General features: G+C 29.1%; 19 protein-coding genes. 2 read left to right on the top strand and 17 right to left on the bottom strand.

The window, feature by feature from the left end; all coding sequences use genetic code 11:
* Positions 1-29: 29 nt before the first annotated feature.
* A complete protein-coding gene (locus ABID14_RS05125; protein WP_354367818.1) occupies positions 30-1,217 on the bottom strand; it encodes an aminoacetone oxidase family FAD-binding enzyme in 1,188 nt (395 codons plus the stop codon).
* Positions 1,218-1,306: 89 nt separating this feature from the next.
* Here ABID14_RS05125 and ABID14_RS05120 point away from each other — a divergent pair, with 89 nt between their 5' ends.
* A complete protein-coding gene (locus ABID14_RS05120) occupies positions 1,307-2,938 on the top strand; it encodes a putative manganese-dependent inorganic diphosphatase (protein WP_354367816.1) in 1,632 nt (543 codons plus the stop codon).
* A gap of 81 nt (positions 2,939-3,019) precedes the next feature.
* Here the strand turns inward: ABID14_RS05120 and ABID14_RS05115 are convergent, their stop codons facing one another.
* The 11 genes from ABID14_RS05115 to prfB all read right to left on the bottom strand — a co-directional run bounded on the left by ABID14_RS05115 (position 3,020) and on the right by prfB (position 12,972).
* On the bottom strand, positions 3,020-3,481 hold the full coding sequence (locus ABID14_RS05115; RefSeq protein ID WP_354367814.1) for a hypothetical protein: 462 nt from the start codon (positions 3,479-3,481) through the stop codon (positions 3,020-3,022).
* Positions 3,481-5,247, bottom strand: a complete 1,767-nt coding sequence (locus ABID14_RS05110; protein ID WP_354367812.1) for a DUF4153 domain-containing protein — start codon at positions 5,245-5,247, stop codon at positions 3,481-3,483. Before ABID14_RS05110 ends, ABID14_RS05115 begins: the two co-directional genes overlap by 1 nt.
* Before the next feature lie 95 nt (positions 5,248-5,342).
* Positions 5,343-6,602 carry a dihydroorotase gene (locus tag ABID14_RS05105; protein WP_354367810.1) on the bottom strand — a complete coding sequence of 420 codons (1,260 nt, stop codon included), beginning with the start codon at positions 6,600-6,602 and terminating at the stop codon, positions 5,343-5,345.
* 128 nt (positions 6,603-6,730) lie between these two features.
* The gene (truA, locus tag ABID14_RS05100; RefSeq protein ID WP_354367808.1) at positions 6,731-7,462 is read right to left on the bottom strand and encodes a tRNA pseudouridine(38-40) synthase TruA; all 732 of its coding nucleotides are present in this window, start codon (positions 7,460-7,462) and stop codon (positions 6,731-6,733) included.
* Positions 7,459-8,256 carry an energy-coupling factor transporter transmembrane component T family protein gene (locus tag ABID14_RS05095; RefSeq protein ID WP_354367806.1) on the bottom strand — a complete coding sequence of 266 codons (798 nt, stop codon included), beginning with the start codon at positions 8,254-8,256 and terminating at the stop codon, positions 7,459-7,461. The genes truA and ABID14_RS05095 overlap by 4 nt, the downstream gene beginning before the upstream one ends.
* Positions 8,249-9,115 carry an energy-coupling factor transporter ATPase gene (locus tag ABID14_RS05090; RefSeq protein WP_354367805.1) on the bottom strand — a complete coding sequence of 289 codons (867 nt, stop codon included), beginning with the start codon at positions 9,113-9,115 and terminating at the stop codon, positions 8,249-8,251. Before ABID14_RS05090 ends, ABID14_RS05095 begins: the two co-directional genes overlap by 8 nt.
* A complete protein-coding gene (locus tag ABID14_RS05085; protein ID WP_354367803.1) occupies positions 9,103-9,930 on the bottom strand; it encodes an energy-coupling factor transporter ATPase in 828 nt (275 codons plus the stop codon). Before ABID14_RS05085 ends, ABID14_RS05090 begins: the two co-directional genes overlap by 13 nt.
* A gap of 141 nt (positions 9,931-10,071) precedes the next feature.
* The gene (locus tag ABID14_RS05080; protein ID WP_354367801.1) at positions 10,072-10,470 is read right to left on the bottom strand and encodes a YkvA family protein; all 399 of its coding nucleotides are present in this window, start codon (positions 10,468-10,470) and stop codon (positions 10,072-10,074) included.
* A gap of 50 nt (positions 10,471-10,520) precedes the next feature.
* Positions 10,521-11,147: an orotate phosphoribosyltransferase gene (gene pyrE / locus ABID14_RS05075; protein ID WP_354367799.1), complete on the bottom strand. Its 627-nt coding sequence runs from the start codon at positions 11,145-11,147 to the stop codon at positions 10,521-10,523.
* 1 nt (position 11,148) lies between these two features.
* Entirely contained in the window at positions 11,149-11,853 is a 705-nt protein-coding gene (gene pyrF, locus ABID14_RS05070; RefSeq protein WP_354367797.1) for an orotidine-5'-phosphate decarboxylase, read from the bottom strand.
* Between the two features lie 9 nt (positions 11,854-11,862).
* Positions 11,863-12,972 carry a peptide chain release factor 2 gene (prfB, locus tag ABID14_RS05065; protein ID WP_354367795.1) on the bottom strand — a complete coding sequence of 370 codons (1,110 nt, stop codon included), beginning with the start codon at positions 12,970-12,972 and terminating at the stop codon, positions 11,863-11,865.
* A 148-nt stretch (positions 12,973-13,120) separates the two neighbouring features.
* On the opposite strand from prfB, the gene ABID14_RS05060 reads away from it, so the two are divergent.
* Complete coding sequence (locus ABID14_RS05060; protein WP_354367793.1) at positions 13,121-13,291, top strand: hypothetical protein; 171 nt, start codon at positions 13,121-13,123, stop codon at positions 13,289-13,291.
* A gap of 83 nt (positions 13,292-13,374) precedes the next feature.
* Here the strand turns inward: ABID14_RS05060 and hslO are convergent, their stop codons facing one another.
* From hslO to hpt, 5 genes are read right to left on the bottom strand one after another with little or no spacing between them, the layout of a single operon-like run.
* Positions 13,375-14,271 (bottom strand): Hsp33 family molecular chaperone HslO, encoded by an 897-nt coding sequence (hslO, locus tag ABID14_RS05055; protein ID WP_354367791.1) that lies wholly within the window; start codon positions 14,269-14,271, stop codon positions 13,375-13,377.
* Between the two features lies 1 nt (position 14,272).
* Positions 14,273-14,998, bottom strand: coding sequence for a class I SAM-dependent DNA methyltransferase (locus ABID14_RS05050; RefSeq protein WP_354367789.1), 726 nt, complete (start codon positions 14,996-14,998; stop codon positions 14,273-14,275).
* Entirely contained in the window at positions 14,995-15,732 is a 738-nt protein-coding gene (locus ABID14_RS05045; RefSeq protein WP_354367787.1) for an SIR2 family NAD-dependent protein deacylase, read from the bottom strand. The genes ABID14_RS05050 and ABID14_RS05045 overlap by 4 nt, the downstream gene beginning before the upstream one ends.
* Positions 15,733-15,743: 11 nt before the next feature.
* A complete protein-coding gene (locus ABID14_RS05040; protein ID WP_354367785.1) occupies positions 15,744-16,658 on the bottom strand; it encodes a CPBP family glutamic-type intramembrane protease in 915 nt (304 codons plus the stop codon).
* Position 16,659: 1 nt separating this feature from the next.
* On the bottom strand, positions 16,660-17,175 hold the full coding sequence (hpt, locus tag ABID14_RS05035) for a hypoxanthine phosphoribosyltransferase (RefSeq protein ID WP_354367783.1): 516 nt from the start codon (positions 17,173-17,175) through the stop codon (positions 16,660-16,662).
* Positions 17,176-17,220: the final 45 nt, after the last annotated feature.

Below are 17,220 nucleotides of genomic sequence, written 5' to 3'. Positions count from 1 at the left end.
CTTAATAATACCATATTAATGTAGTTTTTTTAAACAGTAAATTTTTCTCCAAGCCTATAACCACATGCTATGGCAAAGTGAAGATTATATCCTCCACAATCTCCATCAATATTTAAGGCTTCTCCAATTATAAATAAATCTTTGATAATTTTAGAAGAGTAGTCATCTGAATTAATTTCATCTGTAGATACCCCACCTCTAGTAACCTGTGAATTTTTAAAACCAGTATTGCCAACTACTTTGAATTTAGAATTTAGTAATAAATTGACAATTTTCTCAAATTCTTTTAATTCAATAGCACTCATGACAGTGTTTTTGTCCAGATTCAAACTATCTACAATATAATGGATAAATTTTTTATCTACTATTCCCATCAAAAAATTTTCTAAGGAAAAGTCTGGAAAAACATAAAATCTTGAATACAGCATCTCTCTTGTTTCTTTTTTCACATTATTAATTATAGGTATTTCAATTATGTCTTCTTGTTTAGCATTTACAGATAAATCGAGGATTGGTGGTCCACTAATCCCATAGTTGGTGAAAAGTAAATCTCCACATCTTTTGTCAATAATGTTCCCATTTCTAATTAATCTGGCTTCGCCAACTACTTTTACTCCACTTAAATGTTTAAGATATTTGCTATCAAGTTTTAACTGAGTAAGAGCTGGATATAGATTAGTTATTGTATGTCCATTTTCTCTTAACATATTAAAGGCACTCCCATCAGATCCACTTGCTGGCATTGAAGATGCACCAAATGCACATACTAATTTGTCGCAATTAAAGTCTCCATTGTTAGTGGAAACAATAAATTTATCGCCTATCTTTTTAAAAGACTTAACTTCTGTTTTTACCATAATCTCTATTTCTTTTTTTTCAAGCCAATATATCAAAATATTTAAAACAGTGTTTGCTTTTAAAGTTATAGGATAAACTCTATCACCATCAGTAGTTGATTCTAGTCCCAATAATCTAAAAAAGTTTATTAAATCTTTATTATTAAATTCATCTAGAGTATTTTTAACAAAATCACGATTGGAATAATTATTTTGTGACAGGTTTAAATTTGTATAATTACATCTCCCATTACCTGTAGCTAAAAGCTTCTTACCAATTCGATCATTTTTTTCCATTAAAATAACTCTATTATTCTCATTTTTTGCTTTAATGGCAGTTACCATACCTGCTGGTCCTGCTCCAATTATTATAATATCCATGATCTCTATAGATTATATATCAAAATCCTATATTAATACAATATTTACTACAATCTATGTTATAATTTATTTGAAAATTGGAGGTAATAATGAAAAATAAAATTTATATCACTGGACATAAAAACCCTGATACTGACAGTATATGCTCTGCATTAGCACTTGCAGAACTAAAAAATAAAATGGGAGAACCTGCCGAAGCAATTAGACTTGGAAATCTTAATAGAGAAACTGAATTTGTGTTAAATTTTTTTAATGTAGAAGCCCCACGTTTAAAAACTTCTATAAAACCTCAAGTTAGAGATATTGAAATTGACCCAGCTTATTGTGTAAGTCCAGACATGAGTATGGCAAATGCAATGGATTTAATTCAAAAAAACAATATTAATTCTCTACCTGTAGTTGATGATACTGATAATTTAATTGGGATAGTTTCACTTTCAAATATTGCTTCCACTTATATGGAAATATGGGATGATTCTATTATTGGCCGTTCCAATACATCATTTGAAAATATCATAGATGTTTTGCGTGCAAAAATTATTTATAAACCTGATAATTTACGTCCTATGAGTGGTAAAATGGCTGTCAAAGCTATTAAAAAAGAAGATTTAATTAAAGAAGGAGATATTGTGATAGTTGGAGATGACAAATTTGACCAAGAATCTGCTATTAATAACAATATTTCACTTTTAATATTAACTATATCAACTCAATTAGATGATGATGTACTTGAACTTGCTAAAAAACGTGGCGTCGCTGTAATAACAACTGGCCTATCTACTTTTATGGTTGCCAGGATTCTTCCACAAGCGGTTCCTGTAAATTATGTGATGACGAAAGAAAATCTGGTTGTTTTTCATAAAGACGATTTAATTGATGATGTAAGAGAAAAAATGAGTCAATCGAGATTTAGATCTTATCCAGTACTCGATAATAAAAATCAAGTAATAGGAAATATCTCAAGATATCATTTAATTTCAAATTTGAGAAAAAAATTAATTCTTGTAGACCATAATGAAAAAAATCAATCTATAGATGATATTGACTCTGCTGAAATAATACAAATAGTTGATCATCACAGAGTAGCAAATATTTCTACTTCAAATCCAATTTATTTTAGAAATGAACCTGTGGGCTCAACTGCAACAATTGTGTCAAAGATGTTTTTTGAAAATGGAATTAAACCTTCTAGGGCAATTGCAGGACTTTTATGTTCTGCAATAATTTCAGATACTCTTTTGTTTAGATCTCCTACTTCGACAGAGACTGATAAATATGTACTTGAAAAAATGAAAAAAATTGCAGCAATAGATGTAGAAGAATATGCAATGGAAATGTTTAAAGCAGGCACAAGCCTTGAGGGTAAAAAAGCTGACGAACTTTTGAAAAGTGATGTGAAAGATTTTTCTATTGAGAATAAAAATATAAGAGTTTGTCAAATTTTCACAATGAATTTATCTAGTTTAGAAAGTATAGAAAAAGACTTAAAAATAGAAATGGAAAACTTTATAAATGAAAATTCTACTGACACTTTCATACTGATGATTACTGATATCTTTAAGGAGATTTCTGAGATTATTGTAGTTGGTGAGTTTAAAAAAGAAATTGCCGAAAAATTTAACGCAAGTATTGATAACGACAAATTTATATCAAAAGGATTATTATCAAGGAAAAAACAATTAATACCAACAGTAACAAATGCAGTATCTGAAAGTTTATAAATATTTAAAAAAAAAATCGAATTTTGTACTAAAACTCTTTATACTAATTATAGTAACAAAATCCGATTTTTTTATTTATATTTAATGATGGTGTTTATGCCCTTCTTCCTCTTCATTGGTATATACATTAATTTCATCAATGCCATACACTTGCTCTAATTCACTTACTACATCAACTACACTATGCTCATTAAAACCAAATAAATATACTTCACTGCCAAAATTTATAGACTCAAATGTCAACTTCCCATCATCAAAAAGTGAAATACCAAAAATTTTGAGTGCATTTTTATCTAACAAATTTTTGAGGAGCATTTCTTTAAAATCCTCATCTATTATTCCTTGATAAATATATTCAAATACATTTTCATCGGAATATACAGCGATATCTTCAACTTTCTTTTTAATATCTTTATTTTCTTTTAAAATTTTCAGTTCATAGGAGTCAGATTTTTGAAGATTAATTCTCACTAAATCTTCCATAAAACGAAAATCTAGATTTTCATCAATAAAAACATCATTTTCAAAATTAATATAATACATCATGACCTCAACAAATAAAAGTTTAAATAAACATCATCAAATTCATCTTCTGTTGGAAAATATAAATTGGTAAATATAATTTTATGCCCTGGAAATTCTATTTCTAAATCTTCGGGCTTAATAGCTTCTTCAGTCTTTCTTAATGTTCTCAATTTATCTTTTAATTCACGCAAATCTATCGTATGAATCTTTTTAAACTCATCTTCTTCTGAAGAAAATTCATAGATATCTATTTCGCTATTTTTGTGAATAAATTTGTAATCACTGTAAATTGTACCTTCAGAACTGATATCTACAACGACTAAAGATTTAAATCCTTCGATATCAATAGGAGCAAGCTCAGAGGGTTCTTTTGGATTATAATCTTCATTTAACATATATCCCAAGTACACATCTGTATATATCCCTGTGCCATCAAAACCAAAAACCTGTTTAATATTATCATCTGCATTTACAAAATTCACAGGTAAATAAGGCAATTTATCAAGACGCTTGCCATTGGACATAAAATTTAAAATTCCCATTATTCTCTTTTTATCAACACTATTTACATCTGGATTAGGAATTATGCGATTATCAGATATCATATCATTTCTTTTTAAAACACTAATAAATCTTGCCCTTTGTGATTTTATTGTAAGCCTAGTGGCAGAAATAGGTCCAATTGAAGTCAATAACAAAATAATAGAAAGTAGTATTGGAATAGTAATATTGGAATTATCTTTATATAGTAAATAATAAATCATAGATAAAAATATCCATATTCCTGCTGCCATAACTAGATATCTATTTTCTGTCAATCCATATTCATTAATCCTTATAAACAATGCAAAGAACATCATCGCTAATAAAGGGAAAATAAAAAACGGAAAAATCTTCTTAAATTTATTGACAAAAGTATTAGTATCTATTCTAGATATGAAAAACATATAGAATACACAAAAAATAGAAAACCATAGTACTAAATGCACAATAATTCCTTGTGGTATAACCCAAAAGATAAGAATCTTCAAGAAATATACAATTAGTATTGCAGTATAAATTATAATTATAGGTAACATTATATAAATTAAAAGTATTCTAAAAGGTGTAGCATACTTATAATCTATATAGGAATCTTTTGTCTTTGGAAAATCTGATAAAAATGTCACCACATTAAAAAGAACAAAAACTAATATAGCTGTCCTAAAATATATAATAGAATTAAAACTTATTTTAAATAATTTATCTAAAGCAAAAATTATCGCACTTATGCCTATAAAAACAATGACACTATATATATTAGATACAACAAAGGATGTCATTAATTTCGTAAAATAAGCAACATAATCTCTATGAAAATAAAATTTGGCAATAAAAGCCGTACCCACTACAAATGTAAAAAGAAATGTAAAATACATAAATTGAGAATCAATAGTGCTCAAAACTTCTACATCATCGTTTATTACTTCATAAATTCCATATAATATTGGTGGACATAAAGCATAAGAAATTATTGTGAAAAATTTGTTCTTTTTTACATTATTCAGGTCAAAATAATTTGTAAGTCCCTCATTAAATAAATTCATAAATGCAAACAAAAATATTGCAAATAATGATAGAAAGGCCAGTTTCAGGTAGAAATTCTCTCCTGTTTTGCCCAAATCGAAAGTACTCATTATATAAAAAAATGAGGTTAATGCTGCCGATAAAATAACTAGAGGAAATCTTTTAAAGGTGTTTTTCAAATTTGTGAAATTAAATAGTTTTACATTAAAAATTTGCATGGTTCTCACCTACCTCAAATTCATAATACACTATCTAACATAGATTTAAAAGTTATTAACACAAATCTTATATTTTGTATCCAATTTGAAACCTTTTAAATGCTATAAACTACTTTACCTTTAACTATTGTCTTTTCTACCATTGCATTAAGTTTAGTTCCTTTAAAAGGTGTGTTTGATGATTTAGATTTAAATTTATTTAATTCATATTCTTTGTCTAAATCAATAATGGCTATATCTGCATTTTTTCCTTCTGAAATATCTCCACCTTCAAGTCCATAAATTTTAGAAGGATTTAAACTCATAAGTTGGATTAACTTATTTAATGAAATTACATTGTTTTTTACCAAATTTTGATAACATACTGAAAAAGAAGTTTCAAGACCAATAATTCCTGAGGGTGCCTTTGTAAATTCCCTATTTTTTTCATCTACAGAGTGAGGAGCATGGTCTGTTGCAATAATTTCTATTGTTCCATCTTTTATTCCTTCAATTATTCTTAATCTATCTTTTTCACTTCTAAGTGGTGGATTCATCTTGGCAAGAGTATTATATTTTAAAACTGAACTATCATTTAGGGCAATATGATGAGGAGTCACTTCAGCATAAATATATGCTCCATGCTCTTTTCCAAATTTTATTAAATCAACTCCCAACGCTGTAGATATATGTTGAACGCATACTTTTGCACCTGTATAAATTGCAAACGAAACATCGCGGGCAATAAATGAAGATTCAGCGATTGTTGGTGAACCATATAAATTCATTTTTTCAGACACTTTTGAATGATTAATTCCATTTTGTTTTATTAAATTTGGGTCTTCTTCATGGAATGAAATTAAAGTATTCAGTTTTTTTGCTTTTTCCATTGCATTAAGTATTAGATCCGAATTTCTATTTGGAATTCCATCGTCTGTAAAAGCAACTGCTCCAGCTTTTAAATTTGCTTCCATGTCAACAAGATTTGTATCTTTAAAATTTTTAGTTAATGCAGAAACTGTATAAACGTTTAATGGTAATTCTTGAGCTTTTTTGTAAAAATCTTCAATTATTTTTTCATTGTCAATTTTCGGACTAGTATTTGCCATTTGAACTACTGTTGTAAATCCACCAGCTATAGCAGATTGTGAACCTGTAACTAAATCTTCTTTATGTGTTTGTCCTGGTTCTCTGAAATGAACATGAACATCAACAAGACCTGGAATTACAATTTTATTTTTTGCATCAATAATTTCTTTATCATCTAAATCAATATTTTTTTCAATCTTAGAAACTTTACCATCTTCTATCAAAATATCAGTTACTTCATCTAAATTTGTTGCAGGATTAATCACTCTACCATTTTTAATTAACATAATGCCCTCCAAATGTTTTTATTATATTCTATCATAAATTAAAAAATTTAATCTCGAAATATTATTTTAAAATGTAATTAACTAAACATCTCATTGAGATAAATAAAAAAGTGCAACAATAATTGCACTTAATACTTAACATCTAATAAATATAAACCAGAACTAGGAGCAGTCGGTCCTGCTGACTTGCGGTTTTTTTTCTCTAATACTTCTTTCATAAAAGTTTCATCGTATCTGCCATTTCCAATTTCTAAAGCAGTGCCTACAATTATTCTAATCATATTTTTTAGAAAAGATTTTCCAATAAAATCAAAATACAAAAATTTACCTTTTTCTATAATCTCAATTGAATCAATACTTCTGATTGTGTCTTTTACAATAGCATTTCTTCCCATAAAAGATTTATAATCATGCTCTCCAAGTAAACATGCTAGTGAACTTCTCATTTTATCAGTATTAAGTTCGTAAGGATACTGGTAAGCCCTATTGAATAACAAAGCATTTCTATATCTAGATCTATAAACTACATATCGATATTTCTTCTTTTTAGCAGAAAACCTTGCATGAAAATTATCATCTACATATTTAGCTCCTATAACTGACACATCATCTGGCAAATTGAAATTTAAAACTTTTGGTAAATTTCCAATGTCTATTGTAGTATCTGCATGAAAATTCGCATATTGACCAATAGCATGAACTCCTCTGTCAGTTCTGCCAGCATAATAAATTTTGGTATCTTTTTTTAGTGTTTTCTTTACACCTAAGGCCAACTCTCCTTCAACAGTTCTTCTATCTGGTTGATTTTGGAATCCATAAAAGTTTGTGCCATCATAGGATATTTTAATTAAGATATTCATATTCTAGAAACCACTACTATAACCATATAAAAAATTATATTACCTATAAATAGAATTCTGTCAGAATTTAAAATTTTGAGTTCATTCATTTTTGTTCTACCTTCTCCACCCCGATAGCATCTAGCTTCCATTGCCGTAGCAAGTTCCTCTGCTCTTCTAAATGAATTTATAAATAGTGGCACTAATAAAGGAACTAAATTTTTTGCCCTTCTGATTAAATTTCCAGATTCAAAATCTGCACCACGGACCATCTGAGCTTTGATTATTTTATCAGTTTCTTCAATTAATGTTGGTATAAATCTAAGTGCAATTGTCATCATCATGGCTATTTCATGACTAGGAACTCCAATTTTTCTAAGTGGATTAAGTAATGCTTCTATCCCATCAGTAAGTTCAATTGGAGATGTGGTATAAGTTAGTATACTGGTGCCTAAAACTAATAATATTAATCTTATTCCCATTAAAAGTGCTGTATTTAAACCTTGATCAGTTATTGGAATTTTCCATACTCTAAAAATTTCTTCACCTGGTGTAAATACTAAGTTTATGATAAATGTAATTAGAATTATCCATCTTAAAGGTCTTAAACCTTTAAATACCATTTTTATTGGTAGTTTAGCAACAGCTATAACAAGTACTAGATAAAACACAATGGGTATATAAAGATACATTGATTTAATAAAAAATAATGTAATTATAAATAACACCATTGTGATAATTTTCAGCCTAGGATCATATTTATGAACAGCTGATTCTCCTGGAAAATATTGACCAATTGTTATATCTTTAAACATTTTTGCTGCTCCTTAAATACTTTTCCAAAGATGTCTTAGCTTCACTAACAGTTATACAGTCGTCATTTACTTCAATTCCCTTTTTCTTTAAAGCACGCATAAATGATGTAATTTGAGGTATTCCAAGCCCTGCCTTTTTTAGTTCTTCTTCTCTTTTAAATATCTCTCTTGGCGAAGAATCCATTAAAATTTTTCCCTTGTCCATAACTATCAATCTCTGTGCTATTTTGGCTACATCTTCCATTGAGTGAGAAACTAGTATAATTGTTATATTATTTTTTTTATGGATTTCTAAAACTTCATCTAGTATTTCATCTCTACCTCTTGGATCAAGACCTGCCGTGGGCTCATCTAATATTAAAACTTTCGGTTTCATTGCCAATACTCCAGCGATGGCAACTCTTCTTTTAAGACCACCAGATAATTCAAAAGGAGATTTATCTTTGAATTTTTCATAAGTTAGACCAACTGAGTTCATTGCATCCTTGACCGTTTTGCGAACTTCGTCTTCACTTACTCCCAAATTTTTAGGACCAAAAGCAATATCTCTTTCTACAGTCTCTTCAAAAAGTTGATACTCTGGGTATTGAAATACGAGTCCAATTTTTTTACGTAAATCTGTCAAATTACTTGAGTTCTTATCAATCTGAACTCCATCCGCAATTATTTTGCCTGAAGTAGGTTTCAAAAGACCATTTAAATGTTGAATTAATGTGGACTTCCCTGAACCTGTATGTCCAATTAAAGCTATAAACTGATTTTCTTCGATTTTTAGATTAATATTTTCTATAGCAATTTTCTCGAAAGGAGTGTCTTTGCCATATACATGAGTAAGATTTTCTATTTCTATAATTGACATATCTCTTCTACCATTTCATCTATATTTAATATTTTCGTCGAAATATCAAAACCATCTTTTCTAAGTTCACTTGCAAGCTCTGTCACTTGTGGAACATCTAGACCAATTTTTTTAATAGCATCTACATTTGAAAAAACTTCTCGTGGTTGACCTTTTAATACGATTTCTCCATCTTCCATAATTACCAATCTATCACTTAAAGCGGCCTCTTCCATGTAATGAGTTATTAGTATTATAGTTTTGTTCTCTTCACGATTTAGCCTAATCAAAGTATCTATTACTTCTTTTCTACCACTAGGATCTAACATAGCAGTAGGTTCGTCTAAAATTATATATTTTGGAGACATTGCTAAAATTCCAGCTATAGCAACTCGTTGTTTTTGTCCGCCACTTAGTAAATGGGGAGCGTGTTTTTTAAATTCACTCATACCCACTATTCTCAAAGAATCATCTACTCTTTTTCGTATATTTTCAGGTGCAATTCCTAAATTTTCTGGTCCAAAAGCAACTTCATCTTCGACAACTGTAGCTACAAGTTGATTATCAGGATTTTGAAAAACCATACCAGCCTCTGCACGAATAGCCCAGATATCATCGTCTGAACGTGTGTTAAGTCCTTCTACTAAGACATCTCCTTCTTGGGGAATTAATAATCCATTAATTAATTTAGCCAAAGTTGACTTCCCAGAACCATTATGCCCAAGTAAGGCTATGAATTCACCCTCATGTATATCTAGACTTACATTTTTAATTATTTGTTTAGCATTTTCATCTTCTGTATCATATTTAAATGATAAATTCTTAATTTGTATCAATTTTTCGCCTCAATTAAATATTATCGTCTATTATTATAAAATAAAAGTTAACAATAGTCCAATTAAAAGAAAATTATATTCTATAATAAAATACTGCATAAAAAATTACCAGAAAAATTTCTGATAATTTTTTGTTTCTCTTTAAAATGATAAATTAGAATAGTTATTTTTCCACTCTTCATAATCATCTAATATTTTTTTAAGTTTGCTAAAAACATAGGTAATAACACTTAAATCATCAATAAATCCAATTCCAACAATAAAATCAGGTACAATATCTGCAGGATTTAATAGATATAGGAGTCCAGCAATAACCATCAGAATATCCTTATTCTTTACATTTTTATAATTTCCTTTTAAATAATCTTTCGACAAACTAAATAATATGCCTAATTCTTTTGTAAATTCTAAAAATATATTTTTATCTTTCGTCAACTCCATAGACTCATCTATGACTTTGTTAAATTTCTTTTTGTCTTTAAAAACTTCTTTAGCTAAAGGTCTTGCATTTTTAAAGATTTTTTTGTAATTTAATTTCATATTTCCTCCAAGCGAGGATATTTTACCCAAAATATTTCTCAGTAAAACTATTATTCCATCCAAGAACTGTCATTTGGATTATTCTGAAATTTTTTTAATTTTTCAGCTTGTTTTTCATTAATATAACCAGTTTCTACCGCTAATTCAACTAATTCATCTAGATTAGTAAGTGAATCATGTTGATAATTTTCTTTTTCAAAATTCTTTTTAGCTGAATCTAAATTATAAGTAAATACACTTATAATTCCCAAAATTTCATATCCTTCTTCTTCCAAAGCTTTGGCTGCATCTATTGAAGAACCTGCTGTTGAAAACAAATCTTCAATGACTACAACTTTTGCATTTTCTATTTTTCTACCTTCAATTTTATTCTGTTTTCCGTGTCCTTTATTAGAGCTTCTCACATACCCCATTGGTAAATTTAGCTTTTCAGCAATTAGAGCCGCATGAGGAATTCCTGCGGTAGCTGTCCCCATTATATATTGTGCCTGCGGAAATTTATTTTTGACAATCTCTGCAAGAGAAGATTCAACTTCTTTTCTTTCTTCTGGATAAGAAAGAATAAGTCTATTGTCACAATATATTGGAGATTTAATTCCCGATGCCCAAGTATAAGGCTCATCTGGTGAAAGTGTAACGGCTTTAATGTCTAAAAGTATCTTTGCAATATTTTTCATATTATTCCCCCAAAAAATCCCTTTTAATTTCTTTATATTCTTTTAAAGGATTCTCAGCTTTAGTAATAGGTCTACCTACAACAATATAATCAGAACCAAGTTCTCTTGCCTCTTTTGGTGTCACAACTCTTTTTTGATCATCAGAATTATTTTTAGTTTTTCTAATACCTGGAGTCACAGTGACAAAATCCTTTCCTAATTTTTCTTTAATATTAGGTACTTCTAAAGCAGAACATACAACTCCAGAAAGTCCACATTCTTTAGTTAGTGCTGCATAACTAAGCACTACTTCATCTAGGCTTAAGTCTTTGTCAATTTTTAAGTTTTGGTGCATAGCTTCCTCATCAGTTGATGTCAGCATAGTTACAGCTAGACTAATAACTTCTTTGTTAGAATTAGAAATTACATCGCTGGCTTCTGATAGCATTTTTGCTCCGCCTGCAGCATGATAATTAAACATATCTACATCTAAATCCAAAAGAGATTTTGTAGCGCCAACACAAGTATTAGGTATATCATGTATTTTTAAATCCAAAAAAATTTTATGTCCACGTCTTTTTATTTCCTTTATAATTTCAGGTCCTTCTTTATAATAAAGTTCCATTCCAATTTTTACAAAAGCACTTTCGCCTTTAAAATTATCTAGAAAATCTAGTGCTTTTTCTTTATTTGGAAAATCTAAAGCTATTATTACATCTTTTGCCATAATTACTCCTTATTCAGTTCTTTTATTTTGTAGATAAGCATAAATAAATTCATCCAAATCGCCATCTATTACTCTTTCTACATCTCCAATTTCTACATTTGTTCTATGATCTTTAACCATAGTGTATGGTTGAAATACATAAGATCTTATTTGAGAACCCCAAGCTATTTGTGAATAGTTTCCTTGAAGGTCTTCAATTTTTTCTTTTTTTTCTTCTTCGGCTAGAGCTATAAGTTTCGCTTTAAGCATATTCATAGCTTTTTCCCTATTTTGAATTTGGCTACGCTCGTTTTGACATTGTACTACTACACCTGTAGGTATATGCGTAATTCTTACGGCAGAGTCAGTAGTGTTAACATGTTGTCCACCTGCTCCAGAAGATCTGTAAGTATCAACTTTTATCTCATCATCTTTTATTTCAATATCAGTTTCATCATCAAGCTCTGGAAACACGTCAACAGAAGAAAATGAAGTGTGACGTCTTTTATTTGAGTCAAAGGGTGAAATTCTAACAAGACGATGAACCCCCTTTTCTCCTTTTAAATATCCATATGCCTTATCTCCAGATATTCTAAGAGTTGCAGATTTTATCCCCGCTTCATCTTCTTTTAAAATATCCAAAGTTTCGATTTTGAAACCTTTGTTTTCGGCATAACGAGTATACATTCTAAGTAGCATACTTGCCCAATCCTGTGCTTCAGTTCCCCCAGCACCTGCATGTATTGATAAAATCGCATTGTGTGAATCGTATTCGCCATTTAATAATGTATTTAATTTGAATTCATCAGCTTTTTTTTCTATTCTATCAACTGTATTTTTAAACTCGTCGTAAGAAGAATAATCCTCTTCCATTTCCATTAAATCAATTAAATCTTCTGCATCTATTATCATTTCTCTTAATTCATCATATTGGTCTATTACTTTTTGATATGAATTAGTTTCGTTAATAACTTTTTGTGCTGACTCATTGTCATTCCAAAAATCAGGTTCCATTTGCTTTTTATTCAGTTCTTTTACTTTTTCTTTTAACTGTTCAACTTGGAGAGACTCTCCCAAACTTTCCGTTATCGCTTTGGAATTGTCAAGTCGCTCTTTATCTAAATAGACATTTTGCTCCATATAATCCCCCTTCTTTTTTCTCATACAAGTATATCATATGTTTTTGACATGCACTAATATTAATTTATAAGACTATGTATTAAATCTATTATTAAAAATCAATAAACTTATTGTTTGTATAGTGTAATACACTAAAGAGGGGGTATTAATGGAAAATAAAACTGATATAACTGGTAAAATTATTTCTGTAGTTATTATGATTGTAGTATGTTATTTAGCACAATTTTTTATTGAGGGATATGAATTAATAATACTAATGATAATTTTAGCGACCGTGATTTTAAAAAACAAAAGAATATATCTTGAAGCTAGCCTATAAAATTTTTGTGTATAAAACCTCCTGTTTAATTTAAAATTACACTAATCAGGAGGTTTTTTCAAGCAATAAATTTTTGTTCAAATTCATTTATTTTCATTTAATTTTTTTGCTTCTTCAAGCATCTCACGCAAATCTTCTTCATCGAAATGATAATGCGAATTGCAGAAATGACAACTTACATCTGCTTTTTTATCTTCTAGTAAGATTTTACTTATTTCATTTGGTCCTATTGATAGTATTGCATCCTTAACTTTATCGCGTGAACAATCACATTTATAAAAAATATCTCGTTTTTCTAAGATTTTAACCTCAAAGCCTTCCATTAAAACTTCGAGTATTTTTTCTGCATCATGATACCCTTCAATTAAATTTGTTATTCCTTCTAATTTTGAAAGATTTTCTTCGATTTTTGAAATTGAACTCTCATCTGCTCCTGGCATAAGCTGTATTATAAAACCGCCTGCTGATTTTATAGAATAATCTGTATCAACCAAAACTCCAAGCCCTACAGCTGATGGAACTTGATCAGATTGTAAAAAATAAGTTGCTAAATCTTCAGCAATCTCGCCACTAACAAGATTAACTGTTCCAGTGTATGGTTTTTTTAGACCAATATCCATGACGATGGTCATATCTCCTTGACCGACAATCCCAGCCACATCAAGTTTACCGTCACTTTCTCTTACAGGTAAATCAGCTGAAGGATTTGTGATAAATCCTTTGACATAACCATCATTTTTACAAGTCGCCATAATTTTTCCCGCTGGTCCATTTCCATTTATACTTAAAGTTAGAGCATCTTTTTCATTTTTTTGCCACGAACCTATTATTGATGCCGCAGTTAATACTCTGCCAAGTGCTGCTGATGCAGTCTTTGAAGTGTGATGAATTTGTGCAGCTTCTTCTACAACATCAGTTGTTATAGCAACCGATATTTTTATTGTTTCATCTTTATCTATTGCCCTTATTATATATCCCATTTTATCTCCTTGCTATTATAGTATATCGTGATGTAGAACTATTAATTTCTATATCATCGTAATCATCATAAAATTCAATATTTTTAAAACCTATTTTTTGAAACATTTCATAAATCTCATGATAATCATATGCTTTTTCCTTGTGTTCCTCATAAAATCTTTCATATTTATTGTCTTCAAATTCGACAAAAAAGTTGACTCCATAGGTATTTATTTCACTTTTTTCATCAAAAATATTTTCCCATACATAAAATATTTCATCCACTTCATCAACAGTTATTGGAGGAATAGATTTAAATTTATAAAAAGTATTGAAATCACAAATAAAAATTCCATCCTCTCTTAAATATTTATAGGCAGAATTTAAAGATTTAAACACTTCTTCTTTATCCAACAAATAATTTAAAGAATCTCCCACACAAAGTATGGCATCGTAAGTATCAGGTGCTTTAAAATCAACCATATTTTGTCTAAATAATCTAAGGTTTCTGCTATTGATTTTATTTTGACAAACAGAAAGCATTTCACTTGATAAATCAAACCCATCAACTTTAAAGTTCTTGACTAATTTTTCTGTCAGATTTCCAGTTCCCACTGCCATTTCAAGAATATTTTTAGGTTCTAGACCCTTAGAATCTAGAACCTTCAAAATAAATTTATACATTTTTTTATAATCTAAATCATACATTAATTTATCATAGATGTATGCAAAATCCCCATAAATCATTTTCTTGCCTCTATCTCTTTAACTATTGCACTTAACACCTTAGTAGAATTATCATTAATAACCACATCTGCTCTATTATCGGCTGGAGTTCTGTCGTTATTAATTATAATTAAATGGTCAACATAATTAGGTAAAAAATTGACAGGTGATACTGTTAAAGAAGAACCTACTACAATTAGTGTATCTGTATTTTCAAGTTCAGCCGCTCCTCTTGAAAAATCATCTGGCATCATATCTCCAAACATCACAACATTAGGACGTAACACGCCACCACATTTATCACAAAGAGGAGGTATCTCACCTTTATCAACTTTTTCTTTCATTACTGGAAAATCATACTCACTTCCACAACTCATACAATGAATACCGCGAGTTTCTCCATGTACTTCATATATATTTTTGCTACCTGCTTTTGCATGAAGATTATCTATGTTTTGTGTAATAATACCGTCTAAGTGACCCATTTTCTCCAATTGAGCAAGGGCTATATGACCTCCATTTGGTTCTTGATTATTTAAATCTAATAAAATCATGTAACCTTCTTTATAAAACAGTTCTGGTTGATTTAACAGACGATCTTTTGATAAAGCAAGTGTAGGATCCATTTTTGTGTAATAACCATCACCACTTCTAAAATCAGGAATACCTGAATCTGTAGAAATTCCTGCTCCGGTAAGTGCAAAAACTTTCTTTGAACCTAAAATTATATCTGCTGCTTTCTTAATATTATCCACTAAAATCCTCCTTAAAAAACTATATAGTGATAAATAAAGTACAAAATAACTAGTGCAATAATAGGCACAAAATTGAATAAATCAATTGCCTCTACATCTCTATATCTAATTCTCACTTCTCCTTTTTGTATAATATCTTTTTTCATCTTTTTAAAAATAATTCTAATCAATATAACTGAAAAAATTGATATAACAATTAATAAAATAATAATAAATAATTGCAATGAACCAATTTCTCTAGATAATTTCGTGTTAGATAAAAATTTAAACAAACTATCATTTACATACCTTGCAGTAAATACGGCAATGACATTGTTTATGAAATGTGCAATTATTGCCGGATATATAGAATCCGTCAACTCAATTAAAGTCGAAAACAATAAACCTAATAATAGAGGTGCCACAAAATTTTGAATATCAAAATGAAATAATGCAAAAACTATTGCAGACATAGCGATGGAAAATTTACTACCATATACATTATATGCATTGGTTAGCGTACCTCTAAAAAATATTTCTTCACATATTGCAGGAACTATGCAGATGAAAACTAAATAATTAAAAATCGGTACATTTTGAAGCATAATCTCCATGGGAAAATTCTTATACTCAACAAAATTTGAAATTAAACTTAAGAATATTCCATTCAATAATAAAATAATTGGATAAGCAAGTAATACTACTATCATTGAAAATAAAATATTTCTAAGAGAGGTTTTCTTTAGTTTTAATACTGCTTTGAAATTTCCAGTTTTAGCTATTAATAATGCTGGTAATAAAACGATGAATATCTCAGTAATAAAAGTCCCAACAAAACTGTATCTTTCTTGAATATTAAAGCCAATTGTAAGGAAAATTATTGCAAGTATAAGTGTCAATGTATTGACACTCATGACATTTAAATTCTTTTTCCTATATTTTTTCATATTAATCCTCTATATAAGAATAAATATATGGAATATTCCTATAAAAATCGCCGTAGTTTAAACCATAACCTACAATGAACAAATCATCGATAGTAAAACCGACATAATCAGCATCAATATCAACTTGTCTTCTAGATGGTTTGTTTAACATAACTACACTTTTAATACTTTTTGGGTTCATGCTAATAAGTTTATCCTTTACGCATTTAAGAGTATTCCCAGTATCTAAGATATCATCAACAATAAGTACATCTCGACCCCTTATATCAGTTCTCAAGTTACTCAAAAATTTAACATCACCACTTGAACATTCTTCATTTTCATAACTTGAAGTTGTTAGAAAATCTATCTCAACTTTTTTATTAATATTTCTCACTAAGTCTGCCGCAAATATAAATGAACCACGCAACAAAGAAATTATGACAAAACCATCCTCAAAATCATTTTCTATCTCTTTACCTAATTCCTTTACTCTTTGTGCAATTTTTTCTTCTGAAAATAAAATTTCTTCTCTCATTCGATTCCTCCATAAACTTGTATTAATATTATATCAAAAAACTAA

Origin of the sequence: Peptoniphilus olsenii, from assembly GCF_040545475.1 — a bacterium.
Classification (GTDB): Bacteria; Bacillota; Clostridia; order Tissierellales; family Peptoniphilaceae; genus Peptoniphilus_A; species Peptoniphilus_A olsenii.
This window is presented reverse-complemented; position numbering and strand designations above follow the sequence as displayed.